This is a genomic window from Gloeotrichia echinulata CP02 (genome assembly GCA_038087035.1).
GTDB lineage: Bacteria > Cyanobacteriota > Cyanobacteriia > Cyanobacteriales > Nostocaceae > Gloeotrichia > Gloeotrichia echinulata.
This window is the reverse complement of the sequence record CP051187.1, coordinates 3,517,070-3,532,273: the sequence shown is the minus strand read 5'-3', so window position 1 is coordinate 3,532,273 and position 15,204 is coordinate 3,517,070. Positions and strand designations below refer to the sequence as shown.

General features: G+C 43.8%; 9 protein-coding genes. 4 read left to right on the top strand and 5 right to left on the bottom strand.

The features are described 5' to 3' along the window. Nucleotides 1-139 precede the first annotated feature (139 nt). Nucleotides 140-1,327 carry a beta-ketoacyl-ACP synthase gene (locus tag HEQ19_15475; protein WYM00705.1) on the top strand — a complete coding sequence of 396 codons (1,188 nt, stop codon included), beginning with the start codon at nucleotides 140-142 and terminating at the stop codon, nucleotides 1,325-1,327. Nucleotides 1,328-1,556: 229 nt separating this feature from the next. Here the strand turns inward: HEQ19_15475 and HEQ19_15470 are convergent, their stop codons facing one another. Together HEQ19_15470 and HEQ19_31060 are read right to left on the bottom strand one after the other, a co-directional pair. Next, the gene (locus HEQ19_15470) at nucleotides 1,557-2,639 is read right to left on the bottom strand and encodes a calcium-binding protein (GenBank protein WYM00704.1); all 1,083 of its coding nucleotides are present in this window, start codon (nucleotides 2,637-2,639) and stop codon (nucleotides 1,557-1,559) included. Nucleotides 2,640-3,479: 840 nt separating this feature from the next. Next, on the bottom strand, nucleotides 3,480-7,025 hold the full coding sequence (locus HEQ19_31060) for a hypothetical protein (GenBank protein ID WZI66923.1): 3,546 nt from the start codon (nucleotides 7,023-7,025) through the stop codon (nucleotides 3,480-3,482). A gap of 387 nt (nucleotides 7,026-7,412) precedes the next feature. Between HEQ19_31060 and HEQ19_15450 the strand changes: the two genes are divergently transcribed. Next, nucleotides 7,413-8,732 carry a folate/biopterin family MFS transporter gene (locus HEQ19_15450; GenBank protein WYM00703.1) on the top strand — a complete coding sequence of 440 codons (1,320 nt, stop codon included), beginning with the start codon at nucleotides 7,413-7,415 and terminating at the stop codon, nucleotides 8,730-8,732. Between the two features lie 130 nt (nucleotides 8,733-8,862). Here HEQ19_15450 and HEQ19_15445 read toward each other — a convergent pair whose 3' ends face one another. Both HEQ19_15445 and HEQ19_15440 read right to left on the bottom strand, forming a co-directional pair. Beyond that, complete coding sequence (locus HEQ19_15445; GenBank protein ID WYM00702.1) at nucleotides 8,863-10,086, bottom strand: type II secretion system F family protein; 1,224 nt, start codon at nucleotides 10,084-10,086, stop codon at nucleotides 8,863-8,865. Between the two features lie 223 nt (nucleotides 10,087-10,309). Further along, the gene (locus HEQ19_15440) at nucleotides 10,310-11,437 is read right to left on the bottom strand and encodes a type IV pilus twitching motility protein PilT (GenBank protein ID WYM03429.1); all 1,128 of its coding nucleotides are present in this window, start codon (nucleotides 11,435-11,437) and stop codon (nucleotides 10,310-10,312) included. A gap of 34 nt (nucleotides 11,438-11,471) precedes the next feature. On the opposite strand from HEQ19_15440, the gene HEQ19_15435 reads away from it, so the two are divergent. Continuing rightward, nucleotides 11,472-11,693, top strand: coding sequence for a hypothetical protein (locus tag HEQ19_15435; protein WYM00701.1), 222 nt, complete (start codon nucleotides 11,472-11,474; stop codon nucleotides 11,691-11,693). A 20-nt stretch (nucleotides 11,694-11,713) separates the two neighbouring features. On the opposite strand, the gene HEQ19_15430 is transcribed toward HEQ19_15435, so the two are convergent. Next, entirely contained in the window at nucleotides 11,714-13,726 is a 2,013-nt protein-coding gene (locus HEQ19_15430) for an ATPase, T2SS/T4P/T4SS family (GenBank protein ID WYM00700.1), read from the bottom strand. Between the two features lie 593 nt (nucleotides 13,727-14,319). On the opposite strand from HEQ19_15430, the gene grpE reads away from it, so the two are divergent. Beyond that, a complete protein-coding gene (grpE, locus tag HEQ19_15425) occupies nucleotides 14,320-15,066 on the top strand; it encodes a nucleotide exchange factor GrpE (GenBank protein ID WYM00699.1) in 747 nt (248 codons plus the stop codon). Nucleotides 15,067-15,204 lie beyond the last annotated feature (138 nt).

Genomic DNA, 15,204 nt, shown 5'->3' with positions numbered 1-15,204 from the left:
TGAGTAAGGAGTAAGGAGTAATGAGTAATGAGTCAAAAGTAAATTAATCCAATCCCCAATCCCCAATCCCTGGTAACAGAGCGGAGCCGAAGTGCAATCCCTAATCCCTAATCCCTAATCCCTAATCCCTAATTTCAAATTGGTTAAGGTTGTTGTTACTGGTATTGGTTTAATTTCCGCTTTAGGCAAAAACCTAGAGGATAGCTGGCGAAAGTTGATAGCTGGTAAGTCTGGAATTCAGTTTTATCAACCATTTCCAGAACTTTTACCACTTCCTCTAGGCTTGATTGCTCAACATCCTGCTAAATTGAAAACTCTAACTCAGCGAGTTGTTGCTGATGCTGTAGAAGATGCTGGGTTGGTTCCACCTTTGTCTGATTGCGGTGTAGTTATTGGTTCTAGCCGCGGTTATCAGGCTTCTTGGGAGGTGCTAGCGCACCTTCGATCTAGGGAGAAGCTAAATCAATGCGCCCCTCTCCCCCTGTCCTCAGACGCGCAGTCCGTGTGTTTAGAAGACTGGTTAGAAACCTTACCCCACATGAATGCGATCGCAGCGGCGCGACAAATCGGTAGCACGGGGATTGTTTTAGCACCGATGGCTGCTTGTGCTACTGGAATTTGGGCGATCGCCCAGGCTGCAAATCTCGTGCAAACTGGACAATGTGAGCGGGTCATTGCTGGGGCTGTGGAAGCACCGATTACTCCCCTAAGTTTGACAGGATTTCAGCAGATGGGTGCTTTGGCAAAAACGGGGTCTTATCCCTTCGATTTGCACCGGGAAGGCTTGGTTTTGGGCGAAGGCGGTGCTGTGTTTATCCTGGAATCAGCAGAGTTGGCTAGGGAACGTGGGGCAAAGATTTATGGTGAGATTCTGGGTTTTAGCTTGACAAATGACGCATATCATAGTAATGTACCAGAACCAGAGGGGAGGAGTGCGATCGCCGCTATCAAGCAATGTCTCGCACGTAGTGGACTAACTCCAGCCGATATTGATTACATTCATGCTCATGGTACGGCTACTCTGCTAAATGACCGCATAGAGAGTATGGTGATACAGCGGTTATTTCCCCAAAAAGTGGCGATTAGTTCAACTAAGGGAAGCTCAGGGCATACCCTTGGAGCATCGGGAGCTTTGGGTGTAGCTTTTTCCCTATTGGCTTTGCAGCATCAAATTTTACCACCATGTGTAGGATTACAACAACCAGAATTTGATTTGGATCTGGTGATGGCTGCACGTCATAGTAAAATTCAGCGGGTGCTGTGTTTTAGTTTTGGCTTTGGCGGACAGAATGCGGTAATTGGTTTGAGTCTGTATAGAAAAATTTAACTTGGTCTAAGTTAAACTTTTCTATACAAAACATGAAGTCATACAGAAGGACGAAAGTAGACTTGGAAGGCAGATCTAGTATTACAGCAATTTTCACTCATTTGAACCACAGATCTTCGTAGGGGCGCAATGCCTTGCGCCCCAAAAGCGTGGTCTATTTACCTGAAAATGGCTGTAATTACAGTAATTGAGAAACTGTAAACATCCTTTTCCCAAACTTTACTGGGTTTTAGGCGATAAACTCGATGTTGAGAGAGGGGTTAAATGAGGGGTTTTGAATGTTGGCGAATGCAGTGCCTTGGAATAACAAGTTACCAGTTGATGAGTTGTAGCTGAAATTGCTAAAGGAACTAGAGCCAAACCCTGATGTAGAAATCTGGATTTTGTCATTCTCAACAACGTTAAAGTCTGAGATGATATCCAATCCTTCAAATAGGCTGTTGAACACAAATTTATCTGCACCAGCACCACCATTGAGGTTGTCATTACCAAAGCCACCAATTAGGATGTCATCATCAAGGCCACCATTGAGGATGTCCGCACCAGCACCACCGATTAAGGTGTCATTGCCGCTTTCACCATTGAGGCTGTCATTGCCATCACCACCATCAAGGAAGTCATATCCATTGAAACCTAAGAGGGTGTCATTTCCTAAGCCACCAAGCAAGCTGTCATTGCCATCACCACCATTAATAGAGTCATTACCAGCGCCACCATTGATGTAGTCAGCGCCGCCATTCCCAATTAAGGAGTTATTTTGGCTGTCACCAAAGATACTGTCATCGAGATATGTACCTTTAACATTGTCAAAGTTAACGACTGTAAACGGACCGACACCAGGAACGCCATTTACCACCAAGGTTTGAGTCGTAAGGTTGACATTAATTGATGCACCAACTGCGCTGGAAGCATCTATGGTGTTATTACCGACTTTAGCATTGGCAATGATTTTCTCGATATCAATCAGTTGATCTGTGCCGGCACCCCCAGCTTTATTGACAGTTCCAGTTGGTAATAGAGTAATGCTCTGCGCCAGAGTGCTGTAATCAGCCGTATCAGAACCCGTATCTCCATTTAAGGTATCGTTACCAGTACTTCCCCTGAGAGTGTCATTATCAAAACCACCATCAAGAGAGTCATTGCCAGTGCCACCATTGAGGATGTCATTACCAATGCCTCCAAATAGGGTGTCATTACCAGCACCGCCATTGATGGTGTCATTGCCGGCCAGACCGGATATGAGGTCATGACCAGTGCCACCATTGAGGGTGTTATTGCCAGCAGTACCGTTGATAACGTTGATATTAGCCATAGTGCAAATTCGTGTTCGTTTTAATCAAACCGGTTACGTAAATCATTATTGATCAAAAGCTAAGTATCTTAACAAAACATAATATATTTTTATATCATTTTTAGTTAAAAGTACTTAAACGAATATACGATAAGTAATTATACGCAAAAAAGTAATTATTTTTACGGCAGAATCTCAAGCGTTTAGGCACTCTTGCCATCATTGACAGAGCATATGTACTAATATTATATTTACTTATATACAGGACTTACGCACTAGGCTATTTGTGGAGATCGGGCATAGGGCATAGGGCATAGGGCATAGGGCATTGGTTAATTTTTCGATTCCTATGCCCCCCAACCAATTTCAGAGAGCAATCTCAAGCGCAAGAAATGGATATGATAGAAAAGTAGATAAAACTTCAAAAATGTTTATCAAATGCTCATTTTTACCCCACATGAATGCGATCGCAGCGGCGCGACAAATCGGTAGCACTGGGATTGCTTTAGCACCGATGGCTGCTTGTGCTACTGGAATTTAGGCGATGTCTACGGCGGGCTACGCCTACGCTAATTAATAGCGACATATTAATGGCTTATTTGAAAAAATCTCTATCCCACAACTTTGAACAATGTGTCAAGGGCACAACAATAATTGTTGTGCCCTAAAGAAGGATGAAAGTAGATCGAGACTCAATACTGCTCGTTCAAGGAAATAATGTAGGCTGAAACCTATAATCCCCAAAAAAGGTTTAACCGCGCAGTATTGGATCTGTAATTTTGACATACTCCCCAACCTAAAGGCGTGGGGTTGAGGGGGTCAAACAGCGATCACAGGCATAACCCGTCTCATAACTGGGTTTTAGGCGATAAACTCGATGTTCAGAGAGGGAATAAATAAGGGGTTTTGAATGTTGGCGAATGCAGTGCCTTGGAATAACAAGTCACTGGTTGATGAGTTGTAGCTGAAGTCACTAAAGAAACTAGAGCCAAATCCTGATTGAGAAACCTGGATTTTGTCATTCTCAACAAAATTAAAGTCTGTGATGATATCAAATCCTTCAAATAGGCTATTGAAGACAAATTTATCTGCACCAGTACCACCATTGAGGGTGTCATCCCCATTACCACCAAAGAGGTTGTCATCTCCATCACCGCCATCAAGGAAGTCATTACCACTTTCACCAAAGAGGATGTCGTTGTCAGCACTACCAAAGAGGTTGTCATCTCCATCGAAAGCCGAGATGAAGTCATTACCATTACCACCATCGATGGTGTCATTGCCATCAATACCAAAGAGGTTGTCATCTCCAGCACCACCATCGATGAAGTCATCGCCGCCATTGCCAATTAAGGTGTTATTTTGGCTATCACCAATAATGATGTCACTTTCATTTGTACCTGTCACATTGTCGAAGTTGACGACTGTAAAGGTGTTGACACCAGGAGCCCCATTTGCTATCAAACTTTGAGTTTCTAGGTTGACGTCAATTGATACGCCAGCCTCAGATGTAGAAACATCTATGGTGTTACCGTCTACGGTTGCATCGGCAATAATCGTTTCGATTTGTACGAGTTGATCTGTAGCGAGACCAAAACCTTTATTGACTGTTCCAGTTGGTGAAAGGGTAATGCTATTACCAAGAGTGCTGTAGTCAGCCGTATCAATCCCAAACTCTCCATTTAAGGTGTCGTTACCACTACTTCCTTTGAGGGTGTCATTGTCAAAACCACCATTGAGGGTGTCATCCCCATTACCCCCATCCAGGAAGTTATTACCACTTTCACCAAAGAGGGTATCATTACCATCACCACCAAAGAGGTTGTCATCGCCACTGAAACCCCAGATGAAGTCATTCCCATTACCACCATCGATGGTGTCATTGCCATCAAAACCAGTGCCACCATCGATAAAGTCATCTCCGTCACCACCAATGATGAAGTCAGCGCCACCATTGCCAATTAAGGTGTTATTTTGACTGTCACCAACAATGATGTCGTTTTCATTTGTACCTGTCACATTGTCGAAGTTGACGACTGTAAAAGTGTTGACACCAGGAGCCCCATTTGCTGTCAGACTTTGAGTTTCCAGGTTGACGTCAATTGATATGCCAGGGTCAGATGTAGAAACATCTATGGTGTTACCGTCTACGGTTGCATCAGCAATAATCGTTTCGATTTGTACGAGTTGATCTGTACCGAGACCACCACCTTTATTGACTGTTCCAGTTGCTAAAAGCGTAATGCTATTACCAAGAGTGCTGTAGTCAGCCGTATCAATCCCAAACTCTCCATTTAAGGTGTCGTTACCACTACTTCCTTTGAGGGTGTCATTGTCAAAACCACCATTGAGGTTGTCATCCCCATCACCGCCATCCAGGAAGTCATTACCAGCGTCACCATTGAGATTGTCGTTGTCAGCGCCACCAATAATGAAGTCATCTCCGTCACCACCAATGATGAAGTCATTCCCATTACCACCATCGATGAAGTCATTGTCACCAATACCGAAGAAGTCACCAATGATGAAGTCATCTCCGTCACCACCATCGATGAAGTCATCGCCGCCATTGCCAATTAAGGTGTTATTTTGGCTGTCACCAATAATGGTGTCGTTTTCATTTGTACCTGTCACATTGTCGAAGTTGACGACTGTAAAGGTGTTGACACCAGGAGCCCCATTTGCTGTCAAACTTTGAGTTTCTAGGTTGACGTCAATTGATACGCCAGCCTCAGATGTAGAAACATCTATGGTGTTACCGTCTACGGTTGCATCGGCAATAATCGTTTCGATTTGTACGAGTTGATCTGTAGCGAGACCAAAACCTTTATTGACTGTTCCAGTTGGTGAAAGGGTAATGCTATTACCAAAAGTGCTGTAGTCAGCCGTATCAATCCCAAACTCTCCATTTAAGGTGTCGTTACCACTACTTCCTTTGAGGGTGTCATTGTCAAAACCACCATTGAGGGTGTCATCCCCATTACCCCCATCCAGGAAGTTATTACCACTTTCACCAAAGAGGGTATCATTACCATCACCACCAAAGAGGTTGTCATCGCCACTGAAACCCCAGATGAAGTCATTCCCATTACCACCATCGATGGTGTCATTGCCATCAAAACCAGTGCCACCATCGATAAAGTCATCTCCGTCACCACCAATGATGAAGTCAGCGCCACCATTGCCAATTAAGGTGTTATTTTGACTGTCACCAACAATGATGTCGTTTTCATTTGTACCTGTCACATTGTCGAAGTTGACGACTGTAAAAGTGTTGACACCAGGAGCCCCATTTGCTGTCAGACTTTGAGTTTCCAGGTTGACGTCAATTGATATGCCAGGGTCAGATGTAGAAACATCTATGGTGTTACCGTCTACGGTTGCATCAGCAATAATCGTTTCGATTTGTACGAGTTGATCTGTACCGAGACCACCACCTTTATTGACTGTTCCAGTTGCTAAAAGCGTAATGCTATTACCAAGAGTGCTGTAGTCAGCCGTATCAATCCCAAACTCTCCATTTAAGGTGTCGTTACCACTACTTCCTTTGAGGGTGTCATTGCCATCAATACCAAAGAGGTTGTCATCTCCAGCACCACCATCGATGAAGTCATCGCCGCCATTGCCAATTAAGGTGTTATTTTGACTGTCACCAACAATGATGTCACTTTCATTTGTACCTGTCACATTGTCGAAGTTGACGACTGTAAAGGTGTTGACACCAGGAGCCCCATTTGCTGTCAGACTTTGAGTTTCCAGGTTGACGTCAATTGATATGCCAGGGTCAGATGTAGAAACATCTATGGTGTTACCTTCTACGGTGGCATCAGCAATAATCGTTTCGATTTGTACGAGTTGATCTGTACCGAGACCACCACCTTTATTGACTGTTCCAGTTGCTAAAAGCGTAATGCTATTACCAAGACTGCTGTAATCAGCCGTATCAATCCCAACGTATCCATTTAAAGTGTCGTTACCACTACTTCCTTTGAGGGTGTCATCACCATCACCACCATTGAGGGTGTCATCACCATCACCACCATCGAGCATGTCATCACCAGCGCCACCATTGAGGGTGTCATTACCAGCGTCACCATTGAGCATGTCATTGCCAGTGCCACCATTGAGCGTGTCATTGTCAGTGCCACCATTGAGCGTGTCATTGCCAGTGCCACCATTGAGCATGTCATTGCCAGTGCCACCATTGAGCGTGTCATTGCCGGCGTCACCATTGAGCGTGTCATTGCCGGCGTCACCATTGAGCGTGTCATTGTCGGCGCCACCATTGAGCGTGTCATTGCCGGCGTCACCATTGAGGATGTCATTGCCTGCAAGACCATTTATGGTGTCATTGCCAGAAGTACCGTTGAGGGTATTATTACCAGAATTACCGTTGATAATAGCCATATTCAAAACTAGTGTTATTTTTCAGTCAAACTGTATACATAAGTAATTATTCATTCAAACCACTGGGTTTTACGCATACTTTACACGAAATTTATATATGACCCTAGTGAATACAATGATGGTAAATCTACTGTAAATAATTCTACGTAAAAAGGTAATTATTTTAGCGCATAATCTCAAGCATTTAGGCGCTCTTGCCATCCCTGACAGAGCATATGTACTAATCAGTACTTACGCACTAGGCTATTTGTGGAGATCGGGCATTGGGCATTGGGCATTGGTTAATTTTTCGATTCCTATGCCCCCCAACCAATTTCAGAGAGCAATCTCAAGCGCAAGAAATGGATATGATAGAAAAGTAGATAAAACTTCAAAAATGTTTATCAAATGCTCATTGACGCTTCTGGCTTGTCCAAGGTCAAAGACTCAGTAACAGAAAAAATTTTCTTCGGTCATAAACCTAATGCCGAGTTAATTGCAATTCTTACCGTCTACTTTATCGAAGGGATTGTAGGGTTGGCGCGTCTAGCGGTTAGCTTCTTTCTCAAAGATGAACTGGATTTGAGTCCAGCAGAGGTGTCAGCACTATTGGGAATAGTCGCCTTACCTTGGATTATCAAGCCGTTGTTTGGTTTTGTCTCCGATGGCTTGCCGATATTTGGCTATCGCCGACGACCATACTTAATTTTAGCTGGGTTACTGGGTGCTTTATCGTGGGTAAGTTTTGCCACTATAGTTCATAGTACCTGGGCAGCTACGGTAGCGATCGCCCTCTGTTCCCTCTCCATCGCCGTCAGTGACGTGATAGTTGACTCAATGGTTGTCGAACGGGTAAAATCTGAATCGCAAGCCGATGCAGGTTCGCTACAATCCCTTTGCTGGGGAAGTTCCGCACTTGGAGGTTTGATCACAGCATATTTTAGCGGTATGCTGCTAGAGCATTTTACTACACGTACCGTCTTTTGGATTACGGCTTTCTTTCCTCTGATGATCTGTGCGATCGCTTGGTTAATTGCTGAGTCGCCGATTAGCAAAGAAACCCAAAGTGATCATACCAACATCTTAAGAATTAAGCATCAACTGGCGCAACTACGCCAAGCCGTTACCGAAAAAACTATTTGGCTGCCTACGGCCTTTATCTTCCTCTGGCAAGCTACCCCAAGCGCTGACTCAGCCTTTTTCTTTTTCTCCACCAACGAACTACACTTTCAACCGGAATTTTTAGGATGGGTGCGGTTGGTGACGAGTTTTGCGTCTTTAATTGGAATTTGGATTTTTCAACGTTTCCTCAAAAGCGTTCCCTTCCGCCTGATTTTTGCTTGGAGTACGGTCATTTCATCAGTTTTGGGAATGACAATCCTACTACTAGTGACTCACACCAACCGACTACTAGGGATAGATGACCATTGGTTTAGTTTGGGTGATAGTCTAATTCTGACAGTAATGGGGCAAATCGCCTTTATGCCGGTGTTGATTTTGGCAGCAAGGCTTTGTCCCTCTGGCGTAGAAGCTACATTTTTTGCCTTGTTGATGTCAGTTTTTAACTTAGCAGGAGCAGTTTCCTCACTACTTGGGGCAGCAATCATGCATACACTGGGAATCACAGAAACTAACTTTGAATTGTTGTGGTTACTAGTGTTAATTACTAACCTTAGCACTCTGTTACCGCTGCCGTTTCTCAACTGGCTACCAAATACTGAAGATTGACGTTCCCACCCCTTCTAGGATACCGCTCTCGATCCCCCTAAATCCCCCTTAAAAAGGGGGACTTTAATATATGGTTTTCCGGTTCGGGGGAGCGAATTCCATGCAGCTTAATAAAAAATTGGTATCACTCTTAACCCAGCTTTTCAAATACCTTGAATAGGGGCAAATACATTGCCATCAAAATTGTCCCAACCATACCCCCCAAAAATAAGATCATAATTGGTTCTAAAACGCTGGTTAATGCTTTTACTGCTTGTTCAACTTCATCTTCATAGAAATCGGCAACCTTCATCAACATTCCATCTAATTCCCCAGTTTCTTCGCCAATACTAATCATTTGAATTGCCATAGCTGGAAAAACTTTTTCTTTTTGCAAGGCAATACTAATCATACCTCCTTGTTGAATTTCTACACGAGATGCATCTATGGCATTGGCAATTACCTGATTTCCAGACGTATCCCGTACAATTTCTAAAGAAGTGAGAATAGGAACGCCTGAACGAGTCAGAGCGCCAAAAGTCCGGCTAAAACGGGCAACTGCTGATTTTTGAATCAAGTCACCAAATAATGGCATTTTCAAGGATAAGCGATCTATTGTTACGCGACCCATAGGGGTTTTGTAATATTGCCCATAGGCAGTTTTTGCAGCTACAAGCCCAGCGATAATAACTAGAACCTTCCAACTTCGCAAAATCAAACTGCAATCCATTAAGAATTGGGTGAGAGGCGGTAATTCTGTTCCTAGTCCTACGAAAATTCCCGCAAAAACAGGAATTAGAAAAACAGTCATCCCGACGAAAATACCTGTTGCTAAAATACCTACAACTACCGGATAAGCCAAGGCTGATTTAATTTGGTTTTGTAATCTCGCAACATCTTCTAACAACTTGGCTAAACGATTTAGCACTTCGTCCAAAACACCGCCAACCTCTCCCGCCTGAATCATACTGACATACAAACCATCAAAACAGTCAGGATGTTTACGCATTGCTTCTGAAAGATTCATCCCACTTTGAACATCGTTGCTAATGTCCATTAAGGCTTGTTGTAGTTTAGGATTACTACACTGTTCAGCCAGCACACCCAGACTTCTAACTATTGCTACACCCGCACTCATCAAAGCAGCAAATTGACGGGAAAATACTGCTTTGTCTTTAATCGCAACCTTAACGAGAGAATTCTTGAATTTTTTTAAATCAAAATTGAACTGCAAGCCTTGAGATTCTTTCAGATCTTGAATGACAAAACCCTGCTGTCTCAGATTAGTACGGGCTTGAGCTAAGGATTCTGCAACAACTTTTTCTGTTCGGGATTTTCCTTGTGAATCCCGAATACGAGCAACATAATTTGGCATAAATTATTAAATTTAAAATTCACAATTCACAATTCAAAAACTGGTTTGTAATCATACCAACAGCTATGATTACAAACTTATTACCTCAGTACAGCATTTCATTAATTCGTAGCGAATTAAATTTGGCAATACTCCATGTCCCTCTGCGTTTAAATTTCCACCCTCAATTCGCCACAATTTTATGCAAAGCAGTACTCAGAACATTCCACTTCCAGATGAAAATTTAATGAGATTTAACAGCGGCGCCAGGTTTTGCACCAGCAGCAGGTGGCGGTGCTGTTGTACCAATGAGACGTTGAACTTCATCTGGTTTAGAAGTTTTAGACATCGCGGCTTCAAAAGAGATAGTTCCCGCTTTGTAATAATCAGCTAAAACCTTCTCTAAAGTTTGCATCCCCAATTTTCCGCCAGTCTGAATAGCTGAATAAATTTGAGAAGTTTTACCTTCTCGAATCAAGTTGGAAATAGCGGGAGTGATGATCATAATTTCCTGAGCCATTACCCGACCATATTCACCCGGTTTAGGGTTTTTCTTTGGTACCAAGGTTTGACTAAATACTGCAACTAAGGAGTTAGACAACTGTACCCGCACTTGAGTTTGTCTTTCATGGGGGAAAACGTCAATAATCCGGTCAACGGTCTGGGCTGCAGAACTGGTGTGCAATGTTCCAAATACCAAGTGTCCTGTTTCTGCTGCGGAAATAGCTAAGGAAATTGTTTCTAAATCTCGCATTTCTCCCACCAGAATAATATCTGGATCTTCCCGTAAAGCTGCTTTTAAAGCATTAGCAAAACTCTTTGTATCTTCCCCTAATTGCCTTTGATGAACTAAACTTTTAATAGGTTCGTAAACAAACTCAATTGGGTCTTCTACTGTTAAAATATGCTCGGCTTTGGTGCGGTTAATTAAGTCAATCATTGCCGCTAGAGTGGTAGTTTTGCCAGAACCTGTAGGTCCGGTGACTAGAATTAGACCTCTGGGCTTGTCTGTCATTTCTCGCACAACATCTGGCAGACCTAATTTTTCAAAGTTAGGAATTTTAGAACTTAAAGCACGCAAACAAGCAGCATAGGAACCACGATCTTTATAGACATTAACCCGAAAGCGTGCTAAACCTTTAACACCATAAGAACAATCTAGCTCCCAAGTCTGCTCTAATGTTTTACGCTGGGTATTATTGAGCATACTAAAAATCAGTCTTTGGCACTGATCAGCAGTCAATTTTTCATCGCCTATGGGGGTAAGTTTGCCACTAATGCGGAAGTAAGGTGGCAAATCTGCAGATAAATGCATATCCGAACCACCCATTTCAATCATCCGTTCCATCAAGTCTTCAATCATTAATTCCATAATTATTTGTCCTTTATTATTTGTCATTTTTCATTTGTCATTTGTCCTTTGTCCTTTGCCCTTTGTCATTACTCATTACTCATTACTCATTACTCATTACTCATTACTCATTACTCATTACTCATTACTCATTACTCATTACTCATTACTCATTACTCATTACTCATTACTCATTACTCATTACTCATTACTCATTACTCCTTACTCATTACTCATTACTCTTTGTCATTTGTCATTTGTCCTTGACCAATACTAATGACTAATGACCAATGACCATTAGTCTTCAAATCGAGGCCTCAAACAGTAGGGACAATCTAGCCATTCTGGTTTTAATGTGGCCTCGCAAGTCCGACAGGTAAGACCAGTTTTGCGCTTGGCTTTTAATTCTGCTTCTAAACCAGTATCGGTAAAAGTTACCCGTTCGACTTCTTCGAGGGTGGTGGCACCTTGACGGACTAAATCTAGACTGTAAGCCAGCAAGGTTTTCATCCCTTCTTCCACTGCGACTTCCTTAATGCGTTCGGTTGGCGCGTCTTCGTTGATTAAGGTTTGCAGGTTTTCGGTGACTCGCATTACTTCGTAAACACCACAACGGCCTTTGTAGCCAACACCATTACAACTTGGACAAAGATTACCTTTGGCTTTAGCTTCCGTTATTGCTTCTATTGATAAGCTATTGGCTTTGTAGAAGGTGATGTTGACCTCTTGGGAAGCCGATAGACCGTAACGAGCCAGTTCTTCAGTTGTGGGAGTATAGGGAATACGACAATCAGAACAGACACGTCGCACCAAACGTTGTGCTAAGACACCAATCAGAGAACTGGAAATCATGAACGGTTCAATACCCATTTCTCCCAAACGGGCGATCGCTCCTGGGGCATCATTGGTGTGTAAAGTAGTTAATACCAAGTGACCTGTTAAGGCGGCTTCAATTGCCGTTTTTGCGGTTTCCTTGTCCCGCGTTTCACCCACCAGCAGTACATCAGGGTCTTGTCGCAAGAACGCCCGCAAAGCGGCACCAAAATCTAAGCCTTTTTCTCGAATCACCTGTACTTGAGTAATCCCTGGTAAGCTATACTCAATTGGGTCTTCTACGGTACTGATGTTAATTCCGGGAGAGTTCTTTTCTGCTAGTGCAGAATACAATGAGGTGGTTTTGCCAGAACCAGTCGGCCCAGTCACCAAAATCAGTCCGAATGGTTTACTTACCATATCTTGGACAATTCGTAAAGTTTCAGGATCAGTAATTAATTTATTTAATCCTAATTGGGTTGAGGAGTTATCCAAAATCCGCAGTACTATCTTTTCACCGTAGCGACTGGGTAAAGTATTTACGCGGAAATCCACTTTACGTCCCTCAAACATCCGGCGGATGCGTCCGTCTTGGGGTGAACGCCGTTCAGCAATGTCTAGGTTGGAGATGATTTTAAATCGGGCTGTCACCGCCGGGATAATTTTCTTTGGCAGGGGGTCGAAAGCCTCACGCAGCACCCCATCCTTCCGAAAGCGAATGCGGAGGTTTTCTTCCTGGGGTTCAATGTGAATATCAGAAACCTTTTCATGCAAAGCTTTAGCGAGGATTCTGTTGACCAGGCTAATAACTGGGGCGTCTTCTGCACCCTTCATCGCCGCCCCTAGGTCAGCCTCCATATCTTCGGGCGCATCTTCTAGGTCAAGATTGCCCAGATTTTCTAAATCTTGATTGATGTCTGTATACTTTTCTTGCTCTATATGTTTTTGCCGAACAGCCAATTCATCCAAATATTGATTAATTAACTGCTGGTAATCCTCCTGGGTAATCACCATCCGCTGCAATGTCAAGCCTTGTGGGCGCAAAATGCGGTTGAGATCATCCGAAGCTTCCAGATTATCTGGATCGACCATTGCCACTAAAACACTGTGGGGGTTTTGGTGTTCATTTTTCGATAGTGGTACTAACCGATGCCGACGACAGATATCCACCGGGATGAGGGTTTCAATCAGCGCTCCCATCATCGTATCAGCAAGTTGCTTGACTTCCGGATCTAGGGATTCAACACCGTATAGTATTTTTAGTTCAAATAGCTGTTGTTTTTTGTACTGCCTAAGTAACTCAGGTGATAGTTGTCGCCCAGTGATTGACTCTAGCATTTCCGTCAGCGGTATGCTAGATTTGCGGCTTTCAACCAGGGCTTGTCTCATCTGCTCGCTATTGACATAGCCAGTTTGCACCAGCTTTGTGCCAAAGGGAGAAAACTCTGTTTTTGTAGTTAAAGCGGTACTGCGCCGTTGTGATGACGAGTAGGACATAAATGAACAATGAGTACGGAAAACCTTTAATTAAAGTATTCCCAATCTGGGGCAAAGAATTCTCATTGACATTTAATAAATTCCCGTCTACAATTTTTCGTTTGCTTTGTCCCAAAATTGCTCTACTACAGGACTTACGCACTTGGCTATTCGTGGAGATAGGCCTTGTGGGCATGGGGCATGGGGTATGGGGCATGGGGCATGGGGCATGGGGCATGGGGTATGGGGTATGGGGCATGGGGCATGGGGCATGGGGCATGGCAATACTGCGTAGGTTTTGGAATTTCTTGGTTGAGGCAAGCTCTTGGAGCAGGGGGAGAAATGGAGGCTGGCGTTGAGTTTTGCCTCCCCTGCTTCCCCTGCCTCCCCTGCCTCCCCTGCAAATCCTACGCAGTATTGCCGTCAGGCGTGCCATTAGCTTGACGGGGGGTTTACCAAAGAAATGGGTTCACGATTTGCCACAATGAAAAGACAGTGATATCAGCGAAGAAAAAATATCGGCAATGCAATCAGCCTTTGTTACCACCCGTTAATTCTCACGGTTGCAAGATCTGCTGACTTCATGCCGATACAAGATCTCGGATGATTAGACAATGATCGACGAAAATAAACAGGTAAACAATACAAGCCAGCAATTGGGTGAACCAATAGAGGTAAAGCAAGCGATGACCAGTGATTTCTCAGCCCCAATCAACGCCAACGAATCTGGTAGCGAGGTTACAGAGCAAGTGCCCGCCCAAACCAATGTATATGTAGATACAGCAAAATCCCCAGAAAATGGCGTTGCTGCGACTGAAACAACAGAAGTGGAAACGGCAGCTTTAGGAGAATTGGCTCAACAAATCGAGTCTCTCAAAGCACAAGTAGAAGAGCGTAGTACTCAGTATATGCGGATTGCTGCAGATTTTGAGAATTATCGCAAACGCACGCAAAAAGAAAAAGAAGAGTTAGATTTGCAGGTGAAGCGGAACACGATTCTGGAATTGCTCCCAGTAGTCGATAATTTTGAGCGGGCGCGATCGCACCTCAAACCGCAAAGTGAGGGCGAAATGGCCATTCATAAAAGTTATCAAAGTGTTTACAAACAATTAGTAGATAGCTTGAAACGCCTAGGTGTATCCCCTATGCGCCCTGAAGGTCAAGAATTCGATCCCAACCTGCATGAGGCTGTATTGCGGGAACCTACGGATGAACATCCTGAAGGAACAGTGTTAGAAGAGTTAGTACGCGGATATTTCTTGGGTGAACGCGTGCTACGTCATGCAATGGTGAAGGTAGCTGCACCAAAGGCAGATGCACCACCAGCACAAGAAAATCAGTCGAGTCAAGCCTTCAGTTAATCTGTAGTTGCTCGCCTCACTGACCACAAGTGCTTTGGTTCCAGTAAAGGCGAGCATCGTCTTCTCATCCGCCACAGGGCTGTTGACGGTTTGCCGAAATTACGCAGCCCTGCGGTAGAAGCTTTCACACAGAGTGCG